The following is a 24,341-nucleotide window of genomic DNA, read 5'->3' on the forward strand; positions in this document are numbered from 1 at the left end:
CGGGGCGTCTACACGACGGCGAGCGGGAGCATGTTGGGGATCACCGGGGACGGCAGGTCGGACGAGCCGGTCAGGTAGCGGTCCACCGCGTTGGCCACCGAACGGCCTTCCGCGATGGCCCACACGACCAGGGACGCGCCGCGGTGGGCGTCACCGCAGACGAACACGCCGGGCGACCGGGTCTGCCAGTCGGAGCCGCACGAGATCGTGCCGCGGGAGGTGAGCTCGATGCCGAGGCCGTCCAGCAGCGGCATGTGCTCGACGCCCTCGAAGCCGATGGCCAGCAGCACCAGGTCCGCCGGCAGCACCTCGACCTCCTCGGAGGTCGGCACGACCTGGCGGCGGCCGGAGGCGTCCTTCTCGACGCGCACCTTGCGGAGCTGGATCTGGCGGACGTGGCCCTCGTCGTCACCGACGAACTTCTCCACCGCGACCGCGAACTTCCGCTCCCCCGCCTCCTCGTGCGCGGGGTAGGTGCGCAGGATCCACGGCCACACCGGCCACGGCGAGCGGTCGTTGTCGCGGGTGGACGGTGGCATCGGGTACTGGTCGAGCTGGAGCACGGACGCGGCGCCCTGCCGGGACGCGGTGCCGTAGCAGTCCGCGCCGGTGTCGCCGCCGCCGATGATGACGACGTGCTTGCCCGCCGCGTCGATCGCGGGTGCGCCGTCGCCCTCGCACGCCCGGTTCGCGGGCACGAGGTGCTCCATCGCCAGGTGGACGCCCTCCAGCGAACGGCCGGGCGTCGTGGTGTCGTCACGGCCGCGCAGGGCGCCGACCGCGAGCACCACGGCGTCGAACTTCGACCGCAGCTCCTCGACGGTCAGGTCGACCCCGACCTCGCAGCCGGTGACGAACTTCGTGCCCTCCTTGCGGAGCTGCGCGAGGCGCCGGTCGAGGACCTTCTTCTCCATCTTGAACTCGGGGATGCCGTAGCGGAGCAGCCCGCCGAGCCGGTCGTCCCGCTCGAACACGGTGACCTCGTGGCCGGCGCGGGTGAGCTGCTGGGCGGCGGCGAGCCCGGCGGGGCCGGAGCCGACGACCGCGACCTTCCGCCCCGACGACACCTGCGCCTGGGTGGGCTGCACGAGTCCCTGGTCCCAGGACACGTCCGCGATGGCCTGCTCGACGCGCTTGATCGCGACCGGGCCGCCCGCGTCGTGGCTGATCGACAGCACGCACGCGGCCTCGCACGGCGCGGGGCACAGCCGGCCGGTGAACTCGGGGAAGTTGTTCGTCGCGTGCAGCCGGTCCGACGCCGACTCCCAGTCGCCGCGGCGGACCAGGTCGTTCCACTCGGGGATGAGGTTGCCCAGGGGGCAGCCCGCCGACCCGGAGTGGCAGAACGGGATGCCGCAGTCCATGCAGCGGGACGCCTGGGTGCGCACCTCCGCCTCGCGCTGGTCGCTCGCGAGGTCGAGGTACACCTCGTTCCAGTCGGACAGCCGTTCGGCGGCGGGCCGCTTCTTCGGCTCGGTGCGGGAGTGCTTGAGGAAACCGTACGGGTCAGCCACGGGAGGCCTCCATGATCGCCTGGTCGACGTCCCTGCCTTCCGCGCGGGCGAGCCTCATCGCTTCGAGCACGCGCTGGTAGTCACCGGGCATGACCTTGGTGAACGACGCGGAACGCCGGGGCCAGTCGCCGAGCAGCGAGGCGGCCACCGCCGAACCGGTGAGCTGGTGGTGGCGTTCCACCACTTCTCGCAGCCAGCGCAGGTCCTCCGCGCCGGGCCGCTGGAGCTCGACCATGGCGGTGTTGACCGCCGCCGGGTCGAGTTCGAGCACGTAGGCGATGCCGCCGGACATGCCCGCGGCGAGGTTGCGGCCGGTCGGCCCGAGCACCACGGCCCGGCCGCCGGTCATGTACTCGAACGCGTGGTCGCCCACGCCCTCGGCCACGGCCAGCGCGCCCGAGTTGCGCACGCAGAACCGCTCACCGACCCGGCCGCGCAGGAAGATCTCGCCGGACGTCGCGCCGTAGCCGATGACGTTGCCCGCGATGACCTGCTGCTCGGCCGCGAACGGCGCGTCCGGGTGGGGGCGGACGATGATCCGGCCGCCGGACAGGCCCTTGCCGACGTAGTCGTTGGCGTCACCGATCATCTCCAGCGTGATGCCGCGCGGGATGAACGCGCCGAGCGACTGGCCGGCCGACCCGGTGAACGTCACGTGGATCGTGTCGTCGGGCAGGCCGTCGCCGCCGAAGCGGCGGGTGACCTCCGCGCCGAGCAGGGTGCCGACGGTGCGGTTGACGTTGCGCAGCGGCAGTTCCAGCCGCACCGGGCGGGCGTCCTCCAGCGCGGCGTCCGCGAGCTGGAGCAGGGTGCGGTCCAGCGCCTGCGCGAGGCCGTGGTCCTGCTCGCGGACCTTGCGCTTGGCCGTGCGGTAGGGCGTCTCGGGCACCTCGAACACCGGCGTCAGGTCCAGCCCGGCCGCCTTCCAGTGCTCGATCGCCTCGTCGGTCTTCAGCAGCTCGGCGTGGCCGACGGCCTCGTCGATGGTGCGGAATCCCAGTGACGCGAGCAGTTCCCGGACCTCCTGGGCGATGAAGTGGAAGAAGTTCACCACGTGGTCGGCCTGGCCGGTGAAGCGCTTGCGCAGCTCCGGGTTCTGGGTGGCGATGCCGACCGGACAGGTGTCCAGGTGGCAGACCCGCATCATCACGCAGCCCTCGACGATCAGCGGCGCGGTGGCGAAGCCGAACTCCTCCGCGCCCAGCAGCGCGGCCACGACCACGTCGCGGCCGGTGCGCATCGCGCCGTCGACCTGCACGGTGATCCGGTCGCGCAAACCGTTGAGCAGCAACGTCTGCTGGGTCTCGGCCAGGCCGATCTCCCACGGCGTGCCCGCGTGCTTGAGCGAGTTCAGCGGCGACGCGCCGGTGCCGCCGTCGTGGCCGGAGATCAGCACCACGTCCGCGTGCGCCTTCGCCACGCCGGCCGCGACCGTGCCGACGCCGACCTCGCTGACCAGCTTCACGTGCACGCGGGCCTGCTCGTTGGCGTTCTTCAGGTCGTGGATCAGCTGCGCGAGGTCCTCGATGGAGTAGATGTCGTGGTGCGGCGGCGGGGAGATCAGGCCCACGCCCGGCGTGGAGTGCCGGGTCCGCGCGATCCACGGGTACACCTTGTAGCCGGGCAGCTGGCCGCCCTCGCCGGGCTTCGCGCCCTGCGCCATCTTGATCTGGATGTCGCTGGCGTTGACCAGGTACTCGCTGGTGACGCCGAACCGGCCGGACGCGACCTGCTTGACCGCGCTGCGCCGCTCCGGGTCGTACAGGCGCTCCGGGTCCTCGCCGCCCTCGCCGCTGTTGGACCGGCCGCCGAGCCGGTTCATCGCGATGGCCAGCGTCTCGTGCGCCTCCGCGGAGATCGACCCGTACGACATGGCGCCGGTGTTGAACCGCTTGACGATCGAGGAGATCGGCTCGACCTCGTCGATCGGGACGGGCGTGCGGCCCTCGGCGTCGAACGAGAACAGGCCGCGCAGCGTGCCGCCCTGGCGGGACAGCCGCTCCACTTCCTCGGTGTAGCGCCGGTAGACGTCCTGCTTGCCGGTCTTGGTGGCGTGCTGGAGCAGGAACACCGTCTCGGGCGTGAACAGGTGCAGCTCGCCCTCGCGGCGGTAGGCGTACTCGCCGCCGACCTCCAGCCGGCGGTGCACCCGGTCGGTCGGGTTGTCCGGGTGGGCGCGGCGGTGGCGCAGCGCCACCTCCTCGGCCAGCACGTCCAGGCCGGCGCCGCCCAGCTTGGACACGGTGCCGGTGAAGTACTCGTCCAGCAGCTCGCCGGACAGGCCGACGGCTTCGAACACCTGCGCCGCCGTGTACGCGCCGACGGTCGAGATGCCCATCTTGGACATGATCTTCAGCGTGCCCTTGACCAGCGCCGTCACGTAGTTCCGCACGGCCTTGCGCGGCTCGATGCCGGTGACCGCGCCGGTGCTGATCATGTCTTCGATGGTCTCGAACGCCAGGTACGGGTTGACCGCGGCGGCGCCGTAGCTGAGCAGCGCGGCCACATGGTGCACCTCGCGGGCGTCCCCGGTCTCCACGACCAGCGCCACGCGCAGCCGCTCCTTGGTGCGCACCAGGTGGTGGTGCACCGCCGACACCAGCAGCAGCGACGGGATCGGCGCCATCCGGTGATCGGAGTCGCGGTCGGACAGCACGAGCGTGCGGGCGCCGTGCGCGATCGCCTCGGAGGCCTCGCGGCGCACCCGCTCGATCGCCGCCGCCAGCGCCGCGCCGCCGCCGTCCACCTCGAACAGTCCGGACAGGACGGTGCAGGCGAAGCCCGGCAGGTCGCCGTCGTCGTTGATGTGGATGAGCTTGGCCAGCTCGTCGTTGTCGATCACCGGGTAGGTCAGCTTGATGTGCCGGCAGCTGACCGGGCCGGGCTCCAGCAGGTTCTGCTCCGGGCCCATGACCCGCGACACGCTGGTGACGATCTCCTCGCGGATCGCGTCCAGCGGCGGGTTCGTGACCTGGGCGAAGTTCTGCACGAAGTAGTCGTAGAGCAGCCGCGAGCGCTGCGACAGCGCCGCGACGGGGGTGTCGGTGCCCATCGAGCCCAGCGGCTCCGCGCCCGCCGTGGACATCGGCCCGAGCAGGATCCGCAGCTCTTCCTCGGTGTAGCCGAACGTGAGCTGGCGGCGCACCACGGACTCGTGGCTCTGCACGACGTGCTCGCGGTCGGCCAGGTCGGCCAGCTCCAGCAGGCCCGCGTGCAGCCACTCGTCGTAGGGCAGTTCCTCGGCGAGCTTCGCCTTGACCTCGTCGTCCTCGACCAGGCGACCCTCGACCGTGTCGACCAGGAACATCTTGCCGGGCTGGAGGCGGCCCTTGGCCACGACCTGGTCCGGCGGCACGTCGAGCACGCCGGTCTCGGAGGCCAGCACCACGCGGCCGTTCGCGGTCTGCCACCAGCGGGCCGGGCGCAGGCCGTTGCGGTCCAGCACCGCGCCGACGAGCGAGCCGTCGGTGAACGTCACGCAGGCCGGGCCGTCCCACGGCTCCATCAGGCTCGCGTGGAACTCGTAGAACGCGCGGCGCTTCGGGTCCATCGAGGTGTGGTTCTCCCACGCCTCCGGGATCATCATCAGCACCGCGTGCGGCAGGCTCCGGCCGCCCAGGTGCAGCAGCTCCAGGACCTCGTCGAAGCTCGCGGAGTCCGAGCCCTCCGGGTCGCAGATCGGGAACAGCCGGGTGAGGTCGCCCGGGATGAGGTCGGAGGCGAGCAGCGCCTCGCGGGCGCGCATCCGGTTCCGGTTGCCGCGCACGGTGTTGATCTCGCCGTTGTGGGCGACGTACCGGAACGGGTGCGCCAGCGGCCACGACGGGAACGTGTTGGTGGAGAAGCGGGAGTGGACCAGGGCGATGGCGCTGGCCAGCCGCTCGTCGCGCAGGTCGGGGAAGAAGGAGGGCAGCTGGCCGGTGGTCAGCATGCCCTTGTAGACGATCGTCCGCGACGACAGCGACGGGAAGTACGTGCCGACACCGGCGGACGCGCTCTCGTGCTCGACCCGCTTGCGCAGGGCGAACGTGAGGCGGTCCAGCTCGACGTCGCGGCGGCCGGTCTCGCTCGCGACCAGCAGCATCGCGAAGTGCGGCATCACCGAGCGGGCGGTCGGGCCGACGCCCGCGTGGTCGGGTGCGATCGGCACGTCGCGCCAGCCCAGGACCTGCAGGCCCTCCTCGGCGGCGACCCGCTCGGCCAGCTCAACGGCCTTCGCGCGGTCCTCGGCCTCGGCGGGCAGGAACGCGATGCCCGCCGCGTACGCGCCCGCCTCCGGCAGCTCGAAGTCCAGCACGTCCCGCAGGAACGCGTCCGGCAGCTGCACCAGGATCCCGGCGCCGTCGCCGCTGGTCGGCTCGGCGCCCGCGGCGCCGCGGTGCTCCAGGTTGGCCAGCGCGGTGAGCGCGTCGACGACGATGTCGTGCGAGCGCCGGCCCTCGATGTCGGCGACCATCGCCACACCGCAAGCGTCACGTTCCGCGGCGGGGTCGTAGAGCCCCTGCGGGGACGGGATGGCGGAGAAGATCACTGCGCAGACCTCCTTCGTCGTCCTTGGTGAAAGAACGAGTCCTCGTGTCCAGGTCCTGGATTCCGGGTGCTGGGCACGGGACGACGATGGCCCGCGTGTTGACGCGACTTTAACAGTCGCGAAACCGAACCACACCATCCTTCGGGTGATCTCGGTCGCCGACGCGTAACGATTTTGCCGGCCGGTGCGATACCCCTGCCAGGTTGTTACGCCTTGTTAAGCATAACGGAGCGGTGGCCCCCGCGCGCGCCGGTGAGAGCTTGGCGACACGCCCGGTCCTCCACCCGGCTCCGGTGAACCCGCAGGTGGGCCCCGTGCCGCCGCCGGTCGGGCGACGGCCGCGGGGGCCCACGGCAGGGTGATCTTCAGCGCCGGGCGCTCACCGCGCGGCGACCACAGTGGCGTCACGCTCCGTGACTTCGTGTTCACGGTGCTGACTCTCCAGCAGGGCGTCCACGTCCACCTGGGACGGGTTGTCGAGCACCTCGCGCAGCCGCTCGCGGTCCAGCTGGCCCTGCCAGCGGGCCACCACGAGCGTGCCCACGCCGTTGCCGATGACGTTCGTGATCGCCCGCGCCTCCGACATGAACCGGTCGATGCCCACGATCAGCGCGATGCCGACCGCCGGGATGGCGCTGTTGCCCTCGAACGCGCTCAGCGACGCCGCCAGCGTGACCAGGCCCGCGCCCGTCACGCCCGCCGCGCCCTTGCTGGCCAGCAGCATGAACAGCAGCAGCCCGACCTGCGTGCCCAGGCCCACGTCCGTGCCCGTCGCCTGGGCGATGAAGATCGCGCCCATGGTCAGGTAGATGCACGTGCCGTCCAGGTTGAACGAGTACCCGGTCGGGATGGTCAGGCCGACCACCGACTTGTCCGCGCCCGCCGCCTCCAGCTTCACCAGCATCCGCGGCAGCACCGTCTCCGACGAGGACGTGCCCAGCACGATCAGCAGCTCGTCCTTGAGGTAGCGCAGGAACTTCAGGATCGAGAACCCGGCGTACAGCCCCACGGCGCCCAGCACGACAAGGATGAACAGCAGGCACGTCGCGTAGAACGAGCCCATCAGCCACGCCAGCTTGCCCAGGATCGAACCGCCGAACTTGCCGATGGTGTAGGCGATGCCGCCGAACGCGCCGATCGGCGCCGCGTACATGACGATCTTGATGACGCCGAACATGACCTTGGCGACCGTGTCCAGCGCCGACACGACCCTCTCGCCGCGCTTGCCCATGCCCGCCACGGCCACCGCGACCAGGATCGCGACCACCAGCACCTGGATGAGCTGGCCGTCGGTGAACGCGCTGAGGAACGACTTCGGCACCAGGCCCAGGATGAAGCCGGTGACGCCGGTCTCCGCGGTCTTGGCCTCGGCCAGCGTCTTCTCCGCCGCGCCGTCGTTGATCGGGATCGTCGCGCCGTGGTGGCCCGGCTGCACGACGTTGACCACGAGCAGGCCGATGGCCAGCGCGACCGTCGTCATCGCGGTGAAGTACAGGATGGTCCGCAGCGCCAGGCCGCCCGCTTTGGCCAGGTTGCCCAGGCCCGCGATGCCGACCACGACGGTGCAGAAGATCGTCGGCGCGATCACGACCTTCACCAGGGCGATGAAGAAGTCGGCCAGCCACTTCATGCCCGCCGCCTGCGCGGGGAACGCGTACCCGACGACCACGCCGAGCACGATCGACACGAGAACCCAGAAGTAGAGGTGCTGGTAGATCGGTTTGCGCTCACGTGCCTGCGCGCTGACCACGTCTCCTCCAAGGGGGACCACCGCCACCGGCGGTAAGGGGGTTGGTTGGTGATCCTGGACACAGCCCGCCACCGCGACAAGCATCGCGCCGGAAACTTCAGATCCCTCTGACGTAACTCGCCGTTCACCCGGTCGGCGGAGCTAGTCTGCTGCCGTGCACGTGTCCCGGCGCTCGGTGCTGCTGGCCGCCCTGGCGGCGGGCGTCCCCGGCTGCACGTCCACCACCGCGCCGGTCCTGGAGGAGCTGGTCCTGGCCACCGGGCCGGACGGGGCGGTGTTCCGGGAGATCGGCGGGGCGCTGGCGTCGGCGCTGTCCGACGAGCTGCCCGCGACCCGGGTGGTGGAGCGGCGGACCGCCGCTTCGGTGGAGAACGTGCGGCTGCTGCGCGAGGGCCGGGTCCACCTGGGACTGTCCTCTTTGGATCCGCTGGTGGACGGCGCGCTGCTCAGCGCCGAGGACCCGGGCGGCATCAGCGCCGTCGGCCGGCTGTACGACAGCTTCATGCAGGTCGCGGTGCCCGCCGGCTCTCCGCTGCGGACGTTGGCCGACCTGGCCGGGCGGGTGGTGTCGTTCGGGCCGTCCGAGTCCGGGACCGAGTTCACCGCGACCCGCCTGCTGTCGCTGCTGGGCATCGGGGTGGACGCGCGGCGGATGGAGCACGCCGTCGCCGCCCGGCAGCTCGCCGCCGGTTCGCTGGACGCGGTGCTGGCGCTGACCGGCATCCCGACACCGGCGATCACCGACACCCTCGGCACGTTCCCGCTGCGGTTGCTGGACCTGCCCGAGGAGGCGGAGAAGCTCGCGGAGGCCTACCCCGGCCCGTACGTGCCCGCCACCATCCCGGCCACGACCTACGGCGACCTCGGCCCGTGCCACACCTTCGCCGTGCCCAACCTGCTGCTGGCCAGGTCGTCCCTCGACGCCGACGTGGTCGAGGTGGTCACCAGGACCGTGTTCACCCAGTCCGCGCGCATCGCCGCCGGCCACTCCGAGGCCAGCCGCATCAACGTGCGGACGGGCATCGCCACCGGTCAGGTGCCGCTGCACAAGGGCGCCGAGCGCTGGTTCCGGGCCACCAAGCGCTGACCGTCAGGCGCTGCGGGGCGCGTCCGGCGCCGATCGGGTCAGTCAGGCGCTGAGGCGGATCACGACGTCCAGGCCGTGCGGCTCGACCGGCCGCAGGTCCAGCTCGCCGCCCGCCGACTCGATCAGCTCGGCGCAGATCGCCAGGCCCAGGCCGGTGCCGGCGATGTTCTGGTGACGCGGCGCGCGCCAGAACCGGCTCCGCGCGTCGGCCCGCTCCTCGTCCGACAGGCCGGTGCCGTCGTCGGTCACGTGCAGCTCCACCCGCCCCTCCGCGACCCTCCCCCACACCCGCACGCGCGTCCCGCCGGACAGCCGGATCGCGTTGCCGACCAGCTCGTCCAGCACGCTGCCCAGACCGCCCGGCGGTTCCAGGACCCGCAGGCCGGGCGGGACGGCCACCTCCAGGTCCACGGCGCCGGCCAGAGCGCGCCAGCCCGGGACGTGGGTGGCGAGCAGGGTGTCGACGTCGACCGGTTCGGCGGCGGAGGCGCTGTCCAGGCGGGTCGCGGCCAGCAGGGTGTCCAGGACGCGGCCCATCTCCTCGGCCTCGTCCACCGCGATGCGCTGCGCCTCGCGGCCCGCGTCGTCGACGACGTGGTGCTCCAGGTCGTCCACCGCCAGGCGCAGGCTGGCCAGCGGGTTGCGCAGCTGGTGGGAGGCATCCGACACGAACGCCCGCTGCCGGCGCAGGGCACGACCCACGACGTCGACCATCGCGTTGAAGCTCCCGGCGAGCCTGCGCAGCTCCGGTGGCCCCCCGACCTCGTTCGCGCGGGCGTCGAGCCGACCGGCCGCGACGGCGGCGGTGGCCTCGTCCAGCCTGCGGACCGGCCGCAGCACCCAGCGCGACATCGGCCACGCGACCGCCACCACGCCGAGCAGGGGCACGAGGCCGATCAGGGCGAGCACGCCCCACTGGCGCAGGATGGCCGACCTCAGGCCGTCCGTCGGTGAGATCGTCACCACCGCGGCCACGACCTCGCTGTCCCGGCCCACCGGCTCGACCACCACCAGGTCCACCCGCTCCCACGGCCACACCGACTGGTCGGTCTCGCCGCGGTACCCGCCGAACGCCGCCCGGAGGCCGACCTGCACGTTCGGGTCGGTCAGCGGGAACGGTCGGCGCGACGCCTCCAGCACCGTGCCGTCGGTGCCGACCAGCGCCGCCGGGATGCCGTACAGCCCGTCGTAGCGCACCAGTTCCTCCCGCAGCGCGGTCAGCCGGTCCGACGCGAGGGCGTTCTCGGCCAGCGACGCGAACCTGCTCGCGTCGCCCAGGCGGTCGAGGTAGGTCTCCTGGCTCTCCCGCTGCACGACGGCGACCGCGAGCGGCACGCCCAGCGCCGCCACCAGCGCGACGAGCAGCGGCACGATCAGGACCAGCAGGCGGCGCAGCACGCGGAGGCGTCCTCCCGGAGTGACGTGCATCATGGTGGCTGCGGGCTGACCGGTCCGCAGAAGGGGGAATGAGCATGCTACGCAAGGTTGCGCTGTTAATCGCGGCGGTGACCGCGGTCGCGCTGGTCGCACCGGTGACGGCCACCGCGGCCACGTGCGCCCCGGTCGACTGGGGCTCGGGGGCCAAGTACGCGTCCCAGACGACGACGGGGCTGCTGACGAACATCCGGGCGGGTCAGCAGGAGTGCTACGACCGGCTGGTGTTCGACTTCAGCGGGGTCGACGACGGCTACTCGGTGCAGTACGTGTCGGAGGTGACCCACGAGGGGTCCGGCAAGCCGGTGGCGCTGCGCGGCGTCGGCAAGCTGCAGATCACCGTGAAGTCGCCGTCCTACGACCAGAACGGCAACCCGACCTACACGTTCGCGAACGCCGCCGAGCTGGTGGACGTCACCGGCTACCAGACGTTCCGGCAGGTCGCGTGGGCCGGGTCGTTCGAGGGGCAGACGACGGTCGGGCTGGGTGTGCGGGCCGTGCTGCCGTTCCGGGTGTTCACGCTGTCCAACCGGGTCGTGGTGGACGTCGCGCACGTCTGGTGATCCCAGGTCAGGTGTGGGCTGCCACCCGGTAGCCCACACCCCTGATCGTCTCGATGCGCAGGGCGTCGCCGAGCTTGCCGCGCAGCGCGGCGATGTGGGTGTCGAGCGTGCGTGACGGCGCCTCCCAGTGCGCCTGCCACACCTGGTCCACGATCAGGTCACGGCTGACGACGGTGCCCGCGCGGCCGACCAGCAGGGCGAGCAGGTCGAACTCCTTGCGGGTCAGCGGCACCGGCCGCCCGTCGACCCTGGCCTCCCGGACGGCCGGGTCCAGGGTCAGCGGGCCCAGCGTCACCTCGTGCTCGCGCTCGGCGGCCCGCGCGGCGCGGGTGCGGCGGAGCACGGCCTCGATGCGGGCGAGCAGCTCGGCGGTGCCGAACGGCTTCACCACGTAGTCGTCCGCGCCGAGCCGCAGCCCGAGCACCCGTTCCCGCTCCTCGCCGCGGGCGGTGACGGTGATGACCGCGGTGCCGGTGCGGTGCCGCAGCTCGCGCAGCACGTCCAGGCCGTCGCCGTCGGGCAGGCCGAGGTCGAGCAGCACGACGTCCGCCGGTGGCGCGGTCAGCGCCGCGGCGGCCGTGCCGACCCGGTGGACCTCGTAGCCCGCGTGCCGCAGCGCGGTGAGCAGGCCACGCGCGACCCGGTCGTCGTCCTCGACGACGAGGATGCGCATGCCGCGCTACTGGCCCGGCTTGTCGCCGGTGTCCGCGGGCCGGTCGGACGCGGTCGCGTCCCGGGCGGTCTTCGTGTCCGGCACGGTCGTCCCCTCGCCGGTCGACCCCGGTTCGCCCTCGTCGGCGGCGTCCGCGTCGGTCGCGGCGCGGTCCGACCCGGTGGGCTCGGCGGTGGTCTCCCCGCGCACGATGACCTCGCGGCCACCCCTGCGCGCGGCGGCCAGGAAGTAGACGACCGCGCCGAGGAACACGACGACGGAGGTGATGACGTTGATCCGCATCCCGAACACGTGGGTGGCGGGGTCGGTGCGCATGAGCTCGATCCAGAACCGACCGGCCGTGTAGCCCGCGACGTAGAGCGCGAACACGCGGCCGTGGCCGAGGCGGAACCTCCGGTCGGCCCACACGATGAGCAGCGCGACGCCGAGGTTCCACAGCAGTTCGTAGAGGAACGTCGGGTGCACGATCTCGATCGGCGTGTGGTCGAGCGCCACACCGCCCAGCTCGTCCTTGAAGCCGGTGGCCGGGTCGATGCGCTCGTAGATCTCCAGGCCCCACGGCAGCGTGGTGGGACCGCCGTAGAGCTCCTGGTTGAAGTAGTTGCCGAGGCGGCCGATGGCCTGCGCGACGACGATGCCGGGCGCCAGGGCGTCGGCCATCGCGGGCAGCGGGATGCCCTTGCGGCGGCACCCGATCCACGCTCCGACGCCACCCAGCGCGATGGCGCCCCAGATGCCCAGGCCGCCGTTCCAGATGGCCAGCGCCTCCAGCGGGTTGCGGCCCTCGCCGAAGTACTTCTCGTGGTCCGTCGCGACGTGGTAGAGCCGCCCGCCGACCAGGCCGAACGGCACCGCGAAGACCGCGATGTCGGTGACCTCGCCCTTCAGGCCGCCCCGGGCCACCCACCGGCGTTCGCCCCACCAGATCGCGAGGATGATGCCGAGGATGATGCACAGCGCGTAGGCGCGGATCGGGATCGGTCCCAGCTGCCAGACACCCTGGTCCGGGCTCGGGATCGTCGCGAGGTAAGTCGTCACCACGGCCACCACCGTAGTGGGTTCGGCCATCCGTCCTACCGCGACAGCTCGATTGTTACCGGGAAGGGTCGTTCCAGCTTCAGCACACCACCGTCGCTGCGCGCGGATTCGACGTAGTCGACGCCGTCGAGTTCGAACAGCGTCGCGACCGGCTCGCCACCTCTCGGGTCGACCACCAGGTAGAACGGCACCCCGGCCTCGGCGTAGAGCTGCTTCTTGAGGGTGAGGTCCTGGAGACGGGTGCTCGGGGAGAGCACTTCGCCCGCGAGCAGCAGGTCCTGCGCCGGGAGCAGGAGACCGCGGAACCCCGCCGCGTTGACGGTGAAGTCCGGGATCAGCATCCGCCCCTGGGACAGGCCGACGTTGACGCCCGGCATCGCCTCGTAGTCCGGCGGGCATGCCATCCGCAACGCGGTGTAGCAGTCCCCTACCAGCAGCTGGTGCTGGCCCGTGCCGAGAGGGCTCACGAGCAGCGCCCCGTCGACGAGCTCGACGCGCTGCGACAGGTCTTCGGGCATGGCGAGGACTTCTTGGAGGGTCCACGGTCCGTCGTGGTGGAGCGGTGGAGCGGGATGGCCGAGGTCGTGGTCGTAGTCCGCCGGCAGCGCCATGCGACATCACCTCCGGGGGCAGCCCGACGCACGCCAGTGTCGCACGCCGGGTCGGGAACGGGCTTGATCACGAGCCCAGGATGCCGAGGCGAACCGACGATTTCGCCGCTTCGCCGCCCCCGAACGGACTAGTTCACTCGAACGTGCGTGCTAGACGGCCGCAGCCGCCTGGCGCACCCCGTTGGCCAACTCCTCGGTCAGCGCGGCCACCGTGTCGTCCTGCACCGCCGACACGAACGCCGAGCCCACGATCACGCCGTCCGCGAACGCCGCCAGCTCGGCCGCCTGCACGCCGTTGCGCACCCCGAGACCGACGCCGATCGGCATGTCCGTGTGCTCGCGCACCCGCTTGACCAGCGCCGGAGCGGCCGACGAGACCATGTCGCGCGCACCCGTCACGCCCATCACGGACGTCGCGTACAGGAAGCCGCGCGACGACCGGGCGGTCAGGTCGATGCGCTCCTCCGTCGAGGACGGCGCGACCAGGAAGATCCGGTCCAGGTCGTGCGCGTCCGTCGCGGCGATCCACTCCGCGCCCTCGTCGGGAACCAGGTCGGGCGTGATGACGCCCAACCCGCCGGCCGCCGCCAGGTCGCGCGCGAACCGGTCCGCGCCGTAGGCCAGCACCGGGTTCCAGTACGTCATCACGACCGCACGGCCACCGGCCGCCGCGACCGACTCGACCACGCCGAACAGGTCCCGCACCCGGAACCCGCCGCGCAACGCCTGCTCGGCGGCGCGCTGGATGGTGGGGCCGTCCATCACCGGGTCGGAGAACGGCAGGCCGACCTCCACCAGGTCGCACCCGGACGACACCATCGCCCGCAGCACGTCCTTCGAGCCCTCGATCGTGGGGTACCCGGCGGGCAGGTACCCGATCAGGGCCGCCCGCGACTCCGCCCGACAAGCCGAGAAGAGCGGATCAAGCCTGCTCACGACTCCACCCCCAGCCCGAACCACTTGATCGCGGTGTCCATGTCCTTGTCGCCGCGCCCGGACAGGTTGACCAGGATCAGCCCCTCCGGTCCCAGCTCGCGGCCGAGCACCAGCGCCCCGGCCAGCGCGTGCGCCGACTCGACCGCCGGGATGATGCCCTCCTCCCGCGACAGCAGCGCGAACGCCTCCATCGCCTCGGCATCGGTCACCGGCCGGTACTCCGCCCGCCCGCTGTCCTTGAGGAACGCGTGCTCGGGCCCCACACCGGGGTAGTCGAGGCCGGCCGAGATGGAGTGCGCCTCCGCGATCTGCCCGTCGGAGTCCTGCAGCACGTAGGACATCGCGCCGTGCAGCGACCCGGGCGTGCCCGCGGTCAGCGTCGCGCCGTGCCGGGCGGTGTCGATGCCGTCACCGCCGGGCTCCAGGCCGACCAGCCGCACGGACGGGTCGTCGATGAAACCGTGGAAGATGCCGATGGCGTTCGAGCCGCCGCCCACGCACGCGGCCACCACGTCCGGCAGCCGGCCCGCCTTCTCCAGGATCTGCTGGCGTGCCTCGATGCCGATGATCCGGTGGAAGTCGCGCACGAGCACCGGGAACGGGTGCGGCCCGGCGGCGGTGCCGAGCAGGTAGTGGGTGTCCTCGACGTTGGCCACCCAGTCGCGCAGCGCCTCGTTGATGGCGTCCTTCAACGTGCGCGAGCCGTTCTTCACCGGGATGACCTGCGCGCCGAGCAGCCGCATCCGGGCCACGTTGAGCGCCTGCCGCTCGGTGTCGACCTCGCCCATGTAGACGACGCAGTCCAGGCCCATCAGGGCGCAGGCGGTGGCCGTGGCCACGCCGTGCTGGCCCGCGCCGGTCTCCGCGATGACCCGCTTCTTGCCCATGCGCTTGGTGAGCAGCGCCTGGCCCAGCACGTTGTTGATCTTGTGCGAGCCGGTGTGGTTGAGGTCCTCGCGCTTGAGGAACACCCGCGCGCCGCCCGCGTGGGCGGCGAACTTCGGCGCCTCGGTGAGCAGCGACGGGCGGCCGGCGAAGTCGCGCAGCAGCCGGGCGAACTCGTCGAGGAACTCGGGGTCGACCCGGGCCTTCTCGTAGAACGCGGCGAGCTCGTCCACGGCGGCGATCAGCGCCTCCGGCATGAACCGGCCGCCCCACGGCCCGAAGTGGCCGCGCTCGTCGGGGTCGTGGGGTGTCGGAGCCAACTGGCCGCGCGCCATGCGCTCTCCTCTTCCGGGTCTTCCGTCGGGCCGGGTCCTCCGGCGGCGGTGTCCTACCGGCTGGGCCGGGGACACGCGGGGTGTGACCCCGCCGTCACCAGCTTGTTCACCGCGACCTTCGGGTCACCGCTGGTCACCAGGCTCTCACCGACCAGCACCGCGTCGGCCCCGGCGCCGGCGTAGGCCATGAGGTCGCCCGGCCCGGACACGCCGGACTCCGCGATCTTGATGGTGTCGAAGGGCAGGCCCGGCGCGATCCGCCCGAACACGTCCTTGTCGACTTCCAGGGTATGCAGGTTGCGGGCGTTGACGCCGATCACGCTCGCACCGGCCTCCAGCGCGCGGTCGGCCTCCTCGGCCGTGTGCACCTCGACCAGGGCGGTCATGCCCAGCGACTCGACCCGGTCGAGCAGGGACACCAGCGCGTTCTGCTCCAGCGCCGCCACGATCAGCAGCACCAGGTCCGCGCCGTGCAGGCGGGCCTCGTGCACCTGGTACGGGCTGACGATGAAGTCCTTGCGCAGCAGCGGGACGCCCACCGCGGCGCGCACCGCGTCGAAGTCCTCCAGCGACCCGCCGAAGCGGCGCTGCTCGGTCAGCACGCTGATGGCCCGCGCGCCGCCCAGCTCGTACTGCACGGCGAGCTCCGCGGGCTCCGGGATGTCGGCCAGCTGCCCCTTGGACGGGCTGCTGCGCTTGACCTCCGCGATGACGCCGACGCCCGGTCCGCGCAGGATCGACATCACGTCCTGCGGCGGCGGCACCTTCGTCGCCTTCTGCCTGAGCACGTCGAAGGGCAGTGCCGCCTCGCGCGTGGCGAGGTCTTCGCGGACGCCTTCGATGATCGACTCGAGCACGGTCATCCGAGCACCTCGCTCGGCTCCGTCAGACCTTCCGGTTCAGTCGCAAGCTCCCGCACGTCATGCTCCCCTTCCCGCCACGAGGATGCTAACCCCGCCGCGAACCGCGTCCGGCCACCGGGTAGTCCCGTTCACGCAGATGACCAGGGCCCTCGCGGACCGACGTGCGCAAACGTGCGGCGTCGGTGCGTCAGCCGGTCGTCAGCGCGACGTCAGTCCCGTTCCGTGGGATCGTCGCCGCGCTCCAGGGCGTTCCACAGCTCGCGCTCGGGGTCGGTGGTCCGCTTGGCCGCACCGGGCGTCTGGTAGCCGCCTCCCAGGCGTGGCATGGCCGAACCGCGCACGAGGAGCAGCACACCCGCCGCGACCACGGCCGACGCGGCCAGGAACACCAGGCCGCGGCCGAGCGCGGGACCGCCGGCGTCCACCCCTTGGAACGCCGCCGCCACGCCCGCGAGCAGCACCACCACGCCGAGCACACGCCGCACCCAGCCGCCCAGCGCCACCACGGCGGCGATGGCGGCCAGGCACAGCAGCGCCAGCGGGGTCAGCGCGGGCACGACCTCGCCGCCGCTTCGGTCCGCCGAAGCGTCCCAGGTCACGGCGGAAGCGCCCCACAACGCCACCGCGCCGAGCAGCAGCAGCGCCACCACGATCCACAGTGGACGCCTGCCCGGCCGGGGCGCGGGCCGCTCGGGCGCGGGGCTCTCAGACACGGGCCGGGTCCACCGCCGGCGCCATGGTCTGCGCGGTCGCGACGGCCGACAGCACGGCACCGGCCTTGTTCAGGCACTCGTTGTCCTCGGCCACCGGGTCGGAGTCGGCCACGATGCCCGCACCCGCCTGCACGTACGCCACGCCGTCGCGCACCAGGGCGGTCCGGATGGCGATGGCGGTGTCGGCGTCGCCCGCGAAGTCGAGGTAGCCGACGACGCCGCCGTACAGGCCGCGCCGGGTCGGCTCCAGCTCCTCGATCAGCTCCATCGCCCGCGGCTTCGGTGCGCCGGAGAGGGTGCCCGCCGGGAAGCACGCCGCGACCGCGTCGAACGCCGTGCGGCCCTCGGCCAGCTCACCGCTGACCGTGGACACGATGTGCATGACGTGGCTGTACCGCTCGACCTTGAAGAAGTCGACCACGGTGACCGAGCCCGGCTTGCACACCCGACCCAGGTCGTTGCGGCCCAGGTCGACGAGCATCAGGTGCTCGGCGCGCTCCTTGTGGTCGGCCAGGAGGTCCTTCTCCAGCAGGGCGTCCTCCTCGTCGTCCACGCCGCGCCAGCGGGTGCCCGCGATCGGGTGAGTGGTCGCCTTGCCGTCGCGCACCGTCACCAACGACTCCGGGCTGCAACCGACGATGTCGAAGTCGTCCAGCCGCAGCAGGTACATGTACGGGCTGGGGTTGGACGTGCGCAGCACGCGGTAGATGTCGAGCGGGTCGGCGGTGGTGCGCATCTCGAACCGCTGCGACAGCACGACCTGGAACGCCTCGCCCGCGCGGATGGCCTCCTTGGCCTGCTCCACGACCGCGCGGAACTCCTCGGGCGGGCGGCGGCGGGTGAACTCCGGCTTGGGCCGCGCGAACACCGCGACCGTGGGCGGGGCGGGGCTCTGCAGGTCCACCGTCATCGCGTCGAGCCGGGCCACCGCGTCGTCGTAGGCGGCGTCCACGCGTTCCGGCGAGTCGTCCCAGTTGATGGCGTTGGCGATGAGCGTGACCGTGCCCTCGTGGTGGTCCAGCGCGGCCAGGTCGGTGGCCAGCAGCATCACCAGCTCGGGCAGCCCCAGGTCGTCCTCGGCCAGCGACGGCAGCCGCTCCAGCCGCCGCACGGCGTCGTAGCCGATGTAGCCGACCAGCCCGCCGGTCAGCGGCGGCAGGCCCGGCAGCGGGTCCGTCCGCAGCACCTCGATGGTCTCGCGCAGGGCGGCCAGCGGGTCGCCGCCCTCGGGCAGGCCCACCGGGTGCGGTCCCTGCCAGAACGCCTCGCCGCCGGTCGCGGTCAGCGCGCCCGCGCTGCGCGCGCCGACGAACGACCAGCGCGACCAGGAGCGGCCGTTCTCGGCGGACTCGAACAGGAACGTGCCCGGCCGGTCCGCCGCGAGCTTGCGGTACAGCCCGACGGGCGTCTCCGCGTCCGCCAGCAACCGACGCACCACCGGGATGACCCGCCGCTGGGCCGCGAGCTCGCGGAACTCCTCGCGCGTCGGGCTGACCTCGCCCAGACCCGCACCTGCACCGATGACGCTCACCATGGGCGACATTGTGCCGGTTGCGCCTATACCCCGGTTCGGCCGGGCTCTATTTCAACGCATGTTGAAAAGTGGTGCGGGATCCCGCATCATGGTGGCGTGAACCCGAGCCCGCGACAAACCGAACCGAAGCGCCGCGGTCGACGGGCGGGCGGTGAGGACACCAAGGCCGCCCTGCTGGCCGCCGCGCGCGAGGTCTTCGTCGAGCGCGGCTACGAGGGCGCGACCGTCCGGTCGATCGCCGGGCGGGCCGGGGTGGACGCGGCGATGGTCAACCACTGGTTCGGCGGCAAGGAGGGCCTCTTCGCGGAGGCCGTGCTCCAGGTGCCGGTCGACATCAACGCGCTGGTGGAACGGCTCCTCGACGGTCCCGACGAGGGGATCGGTGAACGGATCGTGCGCAACTTCCTCGCCGTCTGGGATCCCATCGACGGCGGCCCGTTCGCCGCGATGGTGCGCAGCGTGACGTCGCACGACCAGGTCGCGGAGGTGCTGCGCGGGTTCTTCGTGCAGACCCTGCTCAAGCGGCTCACCACGCACCTCGGCGTGGCGGACGGGGAGCTGCGGGCGACGCTGCTGGCCAGCCAGATCTTCGGCATGGGCATGGTCCGGTACGTGGTCCGGTTCGAACCGCTCGCCTCGGCGGACGTGGACACGGTGGTCAAGGCCATCGCGCCCAACCTCCAGCGCTACCTGACCGGCGACCTGGGCTGAGCCGTTCGGCGGTGGCAGCCCCGTCGGCCGATCAGGGCTTCGTCAGCCGGTCTCGGCGTCGTCAGCCGGTCTCGGCGTCGACCGGCGGGCCGAGCAGCACGGTCGCGTCGAAGCAGGTCGCGTCACCGGTGTGGCAGGCGCCGCCGACCTGGTCCACGACCAGCAGCAGGGTGTCGCCGTCGCAGTCCAGCCGCACCTCGTGCACGTACTGCGTGTGCCCGGACGTCTCGCCCTTCACCCACAGCTGCTGCCGGCTGCGCGAGTAGTACGTGGCGCGACGGGTGGTGAGGGTGCGGTGCAGGGCCTCGTCGTCCATCCACGCCACCATCAGCACCTCCCCGGTGCCGCGCCGCTGCGCCACGGCGCACACCAGGCCGTCCGCGGTGCGCTTGAGCCGGGACGCGATGGACGGGTCGAGCGCGCTGGTCAACGCTGTCCTCCGAGGAAGTGGAGCCGGGCGGGGCGGGTGTTGAGCAGCACCACGGCGAAGACGTGCGCGGCCGACAGGACGCCGGAAGCCACGCGGATCCACACCGGGACGTCGTTGAGCACGGCGAGCAGGTGCACCAGCGCCACGAGGCCGAACACGAACGCGGCGGTCAGCCGGGCCGGGCGCACGCCCGTCACCAGGCCGCCCGCCGCCAGCAGGCCGAGCGCCGCGACGATGACCGGGAACTTGATCAGCTCCGAGTCGCCCTCGACCTGCCACTGGATCAGCCCCATGAGCGCGAACGCGAGCGCGCCCGCCGCGCCGACCGCGGTGGCGATGAACACCTCGACGGGCGCGTTGCGCTGGTTCAGCATCAGCGCACCTCCACGCCCGAGTCGCGCAGGCCCCGCTTCACGTCACCGATGCGCAGCGTGCCGAAGTGGAAGACGCTGGCCGCGAGCACGGCGTCCGCGCCCTCGGCCACGGCGGGCGGGAAGTGCTCCACCGCGCCCGCGCCGCCGCTGGCGATCAGCGGCACGTCGACGACCTCGCGCGTCAACCGGATCAGCTCCAGGTCGAACCCGGCCTTGGTGCCGTCGGCGTCCATGGAGTTCAGCAGGATCTCGCCCACGCCCAGCTCCTGGCCGCGCGCGGCCCACTCGACCGCGTCGATGCCGGTGCCCTTGCGGCCGCCGTGCGTGGTGACCTCGAACCCCGACGGGGTGGGCCGCTCGCCCTCCGGCACGCGCCGGGCGTCCACCGACAGCACGATGCACTGGGCGCCGAACCGGCGGGACAGCTCGCCCAGCAGCTCGGGCCGGGCGATGGCGGCCGTGTTCACGCTCACCTTGTCCGCGCCGGACCGCAGCAGCTTGTCCACGTCCTCCGCGCTGCGCACGCCGCCGCCCACCGTGAGCGGGATGAAGACCTGCTCCGCCGTGCGCCTGACCACGTCGAACGTGGTCTCGCGGTCGCTGGACGACGCCGTCACGTCGAGGAACGTCAGCTCGTCCGCGCCCTCCGCGTCGTAGGCCCGCGCCAGCTCGACCGGGTCGCCCGCGTCGACCAGGTTGGTGAAGTTCACACCCTTCACGACCCGACCCCGGTCGACGTCCAGGCAGGGGATCACGCGCACCGCAACCGACATGGCCAAAAGCCTACGTGCAGGCCCTGAGCGGCCCTTCTGCCGGTGCCCGGCAGGTGGACGCTGGTGACACGAGCGTTGAACTCGGGGGTCGTGGACGTAGGACTCTCGCGCTGTGAACGTAGGACTCACGGGTGGCGGAGGCGGGCCTCACACACCTGAAAGTGGGACAGACGCGACGCGGAGGCCCCAAGTGTGGTTCACTAGTGGAGGTCGCAAGTTTTGTGTTCGTGTCATCCACGCTCGCGAAACATTGTTTGAGCGTGTGATTCCTCAGGGTCAGCGTTTGGACCGGCCCCAGCAGGGCGTTCGCCCCGTTGGTAGCGGTATGAGGAGTTAAAAGATGGCGCAGGGCACCGTGAAGTGGTTCAACTCGGAGAAGGGCTTCGGCTTCATCTCCCCCGAGGATGGCGGCGCGGACGTGTTCGTCCACTACTCGGAGATCCAGAGCGGCGGCTACCGCAGCCTGGAAGAGAACCAGCGGGTGAGCTTCGATGTCGGCCAGGGCGCCAAGGGCCCCCAGGCGACGAACGTGACGGTCATCTGACCTGAGCGTGACCGGAAGAGCCCCGTTCCCCTCGTGGGAGCGGGGCTCTTCCGCATCCCGGCGGCGTCACGGCGGCTAACGTTGCCGGACATGGACCTCGCAGCCGGCAAGTACCTGTTGTTGACCACCTTCCGCAAGGACGGCACCGCCGTGCCCACACCCGTCTGGGTCGCCGGCGGGGACGGCGCGCTGTACGCGTGGTCCGCCGCCGACGCGGGCAAGGTGAAGCGGATCCGCCGCAGCGGCGACGTCCGGATCGGACCGTGCGACATCAAGGGCAAGCCGACCGGCGAGCAGGTGCCGGCCACCGCGCGGCTGCTCGACCAGGCGGGCACCGACCGGGTCCGGTCCCTCATCGCGGCCAAGTACGGCCTGATCGGCCGCCTCACGCTGCTCGGCAGCAAGCTCCGCCGAGGCCGCGAGGGCACGATCGGCATCGAGATCAAGCCCGTCTGACGCCGTCAACCCGGAGTTGACGATCCCCTGCGCGTCAACCTAGAGTTGACGGATGGTCATCGCCCCGGTCCAGCTCACGGACCTCATCGTCACCGTCGCGTCGGAGCACCCCGACGTGCTGGGCAGGCTGGCCGCCGCCGTGGAGCTGAGCGGTCAGCTCGACGAGCTGGGCGACCACCTCATCGGGCACTTCGTGGACGAGGCCCGCCGCGCGGGCGCGAGCTGGACCGACATCGGTGAGAGCATCGGCGTCACCAAGCAGGCCGCGCAGAAGCGGTTCGTGCCCAAGGAGTCGCCCGACCTGAAGCCGACCTTCGACCGCTACACCGACCGCGCCCGCCGCGTCGTCGTGCTGGCCCGCCACCACGCCCGGTTCAGCGAGCGCATCGGCACCGAGCACCTGCTGCTCGGCCTGCTGGACGAGTCCGGCGGCCTGGCCGCCAAGACCATCGCCCAGCTGGAGGAGTCGGAGGGCACCACGCGGCTGGCCGTGCTCAGCGAGCTGGACGGCACGGTCCGGCAGCGACCCGAGCCGCAGCCGTTCACCACGCACTGCAAGAAGGCGCTGGAACTGGCCGTGCGCGCGTCACTGCGGCACGGCCACACGTTCGTGGGCACCGAGCACCTGCTGCTCGGCCTGCTCGCCGAGGGCGAGGGCACGGCGGCCAAGGCCCTCGCCCGCACGGGCGTGACCGCGCAGGCCGCGGAGACCTACGTCGTCCGGGAGATCAACGACGCGATCAGCCGCGCACCGCGGCCAGCGCCTCGGGGAGCGTGAACGCGCCCGCGTAGAGCGCCTTGCCCACGATCGCGCCCTCCACGCCGTCGCGGGACAGCGCCGCGAGCGCCACCAGGTCGTCCACACTGGACACGCCACCGGACGCGATCACCGGGGCATCGGTGCGGGCGCAGACCTCGCGCAGCAGGTCCACGTTCGGGCCCTGGAGCGTGCCGTCCTTGCCGACGTCGGTCACCACGTAGCGGGCGCAGCCGTCGCGGTCCAGCCGCTCCAGCACCTCCCACAGGTCGCCGCCGTCCTTCGTCCAGCCGCGCGCGGCCACCCGGTGACCCTGCTCGGTGATCCGCACGTCCAGGCCGACCGCGACCTTCTCGCCGTGCTCCGCGACGACCTTGGCGCACCACGCCGGGTCCTCCAGCGCGGCGGTGCCCAGGTTGACCCGCGCGCAGCCGGTCGCCAGCGCCGCGGCCAGCGACGCGTCGTCCCGGATGCCGCCGGACAGCTCCACCCGCACGTCCAGCTCACCGACCACGCGGGCCAGCAGCTCGCGGTTGCTGCCACGGCCGAACGCGGCGTCGAGGTCGACCAGGTGCACCCACTCGGCGCCGTCGCGCTGCCACGCGAGCGCGGCGTCCAGCGGGTCGCCGTAGTTGGTCTCGGTGCCGGCCTCGCCCTGCACGAGCCGAACGGCCAGGCCATCGGCCACGTCAACAGCCGGGAGCAGCGTGAAAGTCACGCGTTCAGCCTAGTTGACGTCAGCTGAAGCTCTTCAGCCAGTTCTCCAGCAGCTGCGCGCCCGCGTCACCGGACTTCTCCGGGTGGAACTGGGTCGCCCACAGCGGGCCGTTCTCCACCGCCGCGACGAACTCGTCGCCGCCGTGCTCGGCCCACGTCACGAGCGGCGCCTTGAGCACGTCGGACGCGTTCAGCTCCCACTTGCGCACGCCGTAGGAGTGCACGAAGTAGAACCGGGTGTCCGCGTCGAGGCCGGCGAACAGCGCGGTGTCGTCGGGCGCACGGACGGTGTTCCAGCCCATGTGCGGCACGACGGGGGCCTCCAGCCGCTCCACCGTGCCCGGCCACTCGCCGCAGCCCTCGGTGAGCACGCCGTGCTCGATGCCCCGTTCGAACAGGATCTGCATGCCGACGCAGATGCCGAGCACGGGACGGCCGCCGGCGAGCCGCTGGCCGATGAGCCGCGAGCCCCGGATGGAGTCGAGCCCGGCCATGCAGGCCGCGAACGCGCCGACCCCGGGCACCACCAGGCCGTCCGCGTCGAGCGCGGCCCGGTGGTCGGCGGACACCTCCACGTCGGCGCCGACGCGCTGGAGGGCGGGGGCGGCGGGGGGGGTGTTGGCGATTGCGGAGGGCAGCTCGGCGGGCGTGGGCGCGCTGGAGGGCGCGCTCGGCGGAGCGGATGTTGCCGAATCCGTAGTCCAGCACGACGACCTTGGGCACGTGGACCAGCCTACTAGGCCAAAGGTGCGCCGCCCTGGGTGACGGGAACCACCGGCAGCACGGTGTTGATCGGCAGGCCCACGCGGTCCGGCAGGGCGGTCACCCAGGTGTCCGCGCGGCCCTCGTCGACCAACGCCCGCACCTCGGCCACGTCGGCGGGCAGGTCCGCGGGCTCCGGCCGGGCGTCCAGGCGCCACCAGCGCACCAGCCCGACCAGCCGCCGCGCGGACCCCGTGGAGCCCGCACGCTCACCGTCGGTCCACACCTCCGCGCCCGCGGACCACCGCAGCAGCAGTGCCGCCACGCCCGTCCCGCGCACCTGCCCGGCCAGCCGGTCGGCCGCCGCGAACCCGATCTGCCTGCGCGGCAGCAGCACCGTCCCCGACGTC

The 24,341-nt window shown here is 72.3% G+C and carries 23 protein-coding genes and 1 pseudogene; 6 read left to right on the forward strand and 18 right to left on the reverse strand.

What is annotated here, in order from left to right; translation table 11 throughout:
* Positions 1 to 8: 8 nt before the first annotated feature.
* From AB0G02_RS04125 to dctA, 3 genes are all read right to left on the reverse strand, one after another.
* On the reverse strand, positions 9 to 1,514 hold the full coding sequence (locus tag AB0G02_RS04125) for a glutamate synthase subunit beta (RefSeq protein ID WP_360789041.1): 1,506 nt from the start codon (positions 1,512 to 1,514) through the stop codon (positions 9 to 11).
* Positions 1,507 to 6,045 (reverse strand): glutamate synthase large subunit, encoded by a 4,539-nt coding sequence (gene gltB / locus AB0G02_RS04130; RefSeq protein ID WP_360789043.1) that lies wholly within the window; start codon positions 6,043 to 6,045, stop codon positions 1,507 to 1,509. The genes AB0G02_RS04125 and gltB overlap by 8 nt, the downstream gene beginning before the upstream one ends.
* Before the next feature lie 379 nt (positions 6,046 to 6,424).
* Positions 6,425 to 7,795, reverse strand: coding sequence for a C4-dicarboxylate transporter DctA (gene dctA / locus AB0G02_RS04135; protein WP_360789046.1), 1,371 nt, complete (start codon positions 7,793 to 7,795; stop codon positions 6,425 to 6,427).
* A gap of 154 nt (positions 7,796 to 7,949) precedes the next feature.
* Here dctA and AB0G02_RS04140 point away from each other — a divergent pair, with 154 nt between their 5' ends.
* On the forward strand, positions 7,950 to 8,882 hold the full coding sequence (locus tag AB0G02_RS04140; RefSeq protein WP_360789048.1) for a TAXI family TRAP transporter solute-binding subunit: 933 nt from the start codon (positions 7,950 to 7,952) through the stop codon (positions 8,880 to 8,882).
* A 42-nt stretch (positions 8,883 to 8,924) separates the two neighbouring features.
* On the opposite strand, the gene AB0G02_RS04145 is transcribed toward AB0G02_RS04140, so the two are convergent.
* Positions 8,925 to 10,280 (reverse strand): HAMP domain-containing sensor histidine kinase, encoded by a 1,356-nt coding sequence (locus AB0G02_RS04145; protein ID WP_360789050.1) that lies wholly within the window; start codon positions 10,278 to 10,280, stop codon positions 8,925 to 8,927.
* Between the two features lie 74 nt (positions 10,281 to 10,354).
* On the opposite strand from AB0G02_RS04145, the gene AB0G02_RS04150 reads away from it, so the two are divergent.
* Entirely contained in the window at positions 10,355 to 10,879 is a 525-nt protein-coding gene (locus AB0G02_RS04150; RefSeq protein WP_360789053.1) for a hypothetical protein, read from the forward strand.
* A gap of 7 nt (positions 10,880 to 10,886) precedes the next feature.
* Here the strand turns inward: AB0G02_RS04150 and AB0G02_RS04155 are convergent, their stop codons facing one another.
* From AB0G02_RS04155 to AB0G02_RS04190, 8 genes are all read right to left on the reverse strand, one after another.
* Entirely contained in the window at positions 10,887 to 11,552 is a 666-nt protein-coding gene (locus tag AB0G02_RS04155; RefSeq protein WP_360789055.1) for a response regulator transcription factor, read from the reverse strand.
* 6 nt (positions 11,553 to 11,558) lie between these two features.
* A complete protein-coding gene (gene lgt, locus AB0G02_RS04160; protein ID WP_360789058.1) occupies positions 11,559 to 12,620 on the reverse strand; it encodes a prolipoprotein diacylglyceryl transferase in 1,062 nt (353 codons plus the stop codon).
* A 5-nt stretch (positions 12,621 to 12,625) separates the two neighbouring features.
* Complete coding sequence (locus AB0G02_RS04165) at positions 12,626 to 13,201, reverse strand: Uma2 family endonuclease (RefSeq protein WP_360789061.1); 576 nt, start codon at positions 13,199 to 13,201, stop codon at positions 12,626 to 12,628.
* A 150-nt stretch (positions 13,202 to 13,351) separates the two neighbouring features.
* Positions 13,352 to 14,137: a tryptophan synthase subunit alpha gene (trpA, locus tag AB0G02_RS04170; RefSeq protein ID WP_360789063.1), complete on the reverse strand. Its 786-nt coding sequence runs from the start codon at positions 14,135 to 14,137 to the stop codon at positions 13,352 to 13,354.
* Entirely contained in the window at positions 14,134 to 15,357 is a 1,224-nt protein-coding gene (trpB, locus tag AB0G02_RS04175; RefSeq protein WP_360789066.1) for a tryptophan synthase subunit beta, read from the reverse strand. The genes trpA and trpB overlap by 4 nt, the downstream gene beginning before the upstream one ends.
* Positions 15,358 to 15,410: 53 nt before the next feature.
* Complete coding sequence (trpC, locus tag AB0G02_RS04180; protein WP_360789069.1) at positions 15,411 to 16,220, reverse strand: indole-3-glycerol phosphate synthase TrpC; 810 nt, start codon at positions 16,218 to 16,220, stop codon at positions 15,411 to 15,413.
* A 209-nt stretch (positions 16,221 to 16,429) separates the two neighbouring features.
* Positions 16,430 to 16,933, reverse strand: a complete 504-nt coding sequence (locus AB0G02_RS04185; RefSeq protein ID WP_360789072.1) for a Trp biosynthesis-associated membrane protein — start codon at positions 16,931 to 16,933, stop codon at positions 16,430 to 16,432.
* Positions 16,926 to 18,467, reverse strand: coding sequence for an anthranilate synthase component I (locus tag AB0G02_RS04190; protein WP_360789074.1), 1,542 nt, complete (start codon positions 18,465 to 18,467; stop codon positions 16,926 to 16,928). Before AB0G02_RS04190 ends, AB0G02_RS04185 begins: the two co-directional genes overlap by 8 nt.
* Before the next feature lie 96 nt (positions 18,468 to 18,563).
* Here AB0G02_RS04190 and AB0G02_RS04195 point away from each other — a divergent pair, with 96 nt between their 5' ends.
* A complete protein-coding gene (locus AB0G02_RS04195; RefSeq protein WP_360789077.1) occupies positions 18,564 to 19,178 on the forward strand; it encodes a TetR family transcriptional regulator in 615 nt (204 codons plus the stop codon).
* Between the two features lie 61 nt (positions 19,179 to 19,239).
* Here the strand turns inward: AB0G02_RS04195 and hisI are convergent, their stop codons facing one another.
* From hisI to hisF, 3 genes are read right to left on the reverse strand one after another with little or no spacing between them, the layout of a single operon-like run.
* Positions 19,240 to 19,608 (reverse strand): phosphoribosyl-AMP cyclohydrolase, encoded by a 369-nt coding sequence (hisI, locus tag AB0G02_RS04200; protein ID WP_360789080.1) that lies wholly within the window; start codon positions 19,606 to 19,608, stop codon positions 19,240 to 19,242.
* The gene (locus AB0G02_RS04205; protein WP_360789083.1) at positions 19,605 to 19,982 is read right to left on the reverse strand and encodes a hypothetical protein; all 378 of its coding nucleotides are present in this window, start codon (positions 19,980 to 19,982) and stop codon (positions 19,605 to 19,607) included. Before AB0G02_RS04205 ends, hisI begins: the two co-directional genes overlap by 4 nt.
* A complete protein-coding gene (gene hisF / locus AB0G02_RS04210) occupies positions 19,982 to 20,755 on the reverse strand; it encodes an imidazole glycerol phosphate synthase subunit HisF (protein WP_360789086.1) in 774 nt (257 codons plus the stop codon). The genes AB0G02_RS04205 and hisF overlap by 1 nt, the downstream gene beginning before the upstream one ends.
* A 340-nt stretch (positions 20,756 to 21,095) precedes the next feature.
* Between hisF and AB0G02_RS04215 the strand changes: the two genes are divergently transcribed.
* From AB0G02_RS04215 to AB0G02_RS04225, 3 genes are all read left to right on the forward strand, one after another.
* Complete coding sequence (locus tag AB0G02_RS04215) at positions 21,096 to 21,299, forward strand: cold-shock protein (RefSeq protein ID WP_033437808.1); 204 nt, start codon at positions 21,096 to 21,098, stop codon at positions 21,297 to 21,299.
* A gap of 90 nt (positions 21,300 to 21,389) precedes the next feature.
* Complete coding sequence (locus AB0G02_RS04220) at positions 21,390 to 21,755, forward strand: PPOX class F420-dependent oxidoreductase (RefSeq protein WP_360789089.1); 366 nt, start codon at positions 21,390 to 21,392, stop codon at positions 21,753 to 21,755.
* A 52-nt stretch (positions 21,756 to 21,807) separates the two neighbouring features.
* On the forward strand, positions 21,808 to 22,533 hold the full coding sequence (locus AB0G02_RS04225) for a Clp protease N-terminal domain-containing protein (protein WP_360789092.1): 726 nt from the start codon (positions 21,808 to 21,810) through the stop codon (positions 22,531 to 22,533).
* Here the strand turns inward: AB0G02_RS04225 and priA are convergent.
* The 3 genes and pseudogenes from priA to AB0G02_RS04240 form a co-directional block, all read right to left on the reverse strand.
* Entirely contained in the window at positions 22,496 to 23,230 is a 735-nt protein-coding gene (gene priA, locus AB0G02_RS04230) for a bifunctional 1-(5-phosphoribosyl)-5-((5-phosphoribosylamino)methylideneamino)imidazole-4-carboxamide isomerase/phosphoribosylanthranilate isomerase PriA (protein WP_360789095.1), read from the reverse strand. The genes AB0G02_RS04225 and priA overlap by 38 nt on opposite strands.
* Before the next feature lie 19 nt (positions 23,231 to 23,249).
* Positions 23,250 to 23,961: pseudogene (gene hisH, locus AB0G02_RS04235) on the reverse strand (imidazole glycerol phosphate synthase subunit HisH).
* A gap of 4 nt (positions 23,962 to 23,965) precedes the next feature.
* On the reverse strand, positions 23,966 to 24,341 hold a 376-nt coding region (locus AB0G02_RS04240), incomplete at its 5' end, for a hypothetical protein (protein ID WP_360789098.1).

Source organism: Actinosynnema sp. NPDC023658, assembly GCF_040639995.1.
Lineage (GTDB): Bacteria > Actinomycetota > Actinomycetes > Mycobacteriales > Pseudonocardiaceae > Actinosynnema.

Coding starts and splice junctions, on each gene's coding strand:
- AB0G02_RS04165 (WP_360789061.1), bottom strand. CDS start 13,201: ATGGCGCTGCCGGCGGACTACGACCACGACCTCGGCCATCCCGCTCCA.
- lgt (WP_360789058.1), bottom strand. CDS start 12,620: ATGGCCGAACCCACTACGGTGGTGGCCGTGGTGACGACTTACCTCGCG.
- trpC (WP_360789069.1), bottom strand. CDS start 16,220: ATGACCGTGCTCGAGTCGATCATCGAAGGCGTCCGCGAAGACCTCGCC.
- hisF (WP_360789086.1), bottom strand. CDS start 20,755: ATGTCGGTTGCGGTGCGCGTGATCCCCTGCCTGGACGTCGACCGGGGT.
- AB0G02_RS04220 (WP_360789089.1), top strand. CDS start 21,390: ATGGACCTCGCAGCCGGCAAGTACCTGTTGTTGACCACCTTCCGCAAG.
- AB0G02_RS04205 (WP_360789083.1), bottom strand. CDS start 19,982: ATGCTGAACCAGCGCAACGCGCCCGTCGAGGTGTTCATCGCCACCGCG.
- trpB (WP_360789066.1), bottom strand. CDS start 15,357: ATGGCGCGCGGCCAGTTGGCTCCGACACCCCACGACCCCGACGAGCGC.
- AB0G02_RS04215 (WP_033437808.1), top strand. CDS start 21,096: ATGGCGCAGGGCACCGTGAAGTGGTTCAACTCGGAGAAGGGCTTCGGC.
- AB0G02_RS04190 (WP_360789074.1), bottom strand. CDS start 18,467: ATGGTGAGCGTCATCGGTGCAGGTGCGGGTCTGGGCGAGGTCAGCCCG.
- AB0G02_RS04150 (WP_360789053.1), top strand. CDS start 10,355: ATGCTACGCAAGGTTGCGCTGTTAATCGCGGCGGTGACCGCGGTCGCG.
- AB0G02_RS04225 (WP_360789092.1), top strand. CDS start 21,808: ATGGTCATCGCCCCGGTCCAGCTCACGGACCTCATCGTCACCGTCGCG.
- AB0G02_RS04155 (WP_360789055.1), bottom strand. CDS start 11,552: ATGCGCATCCTCGTCGTCGAGGACGACGACCGGGTCGCGCGTGGCCTG.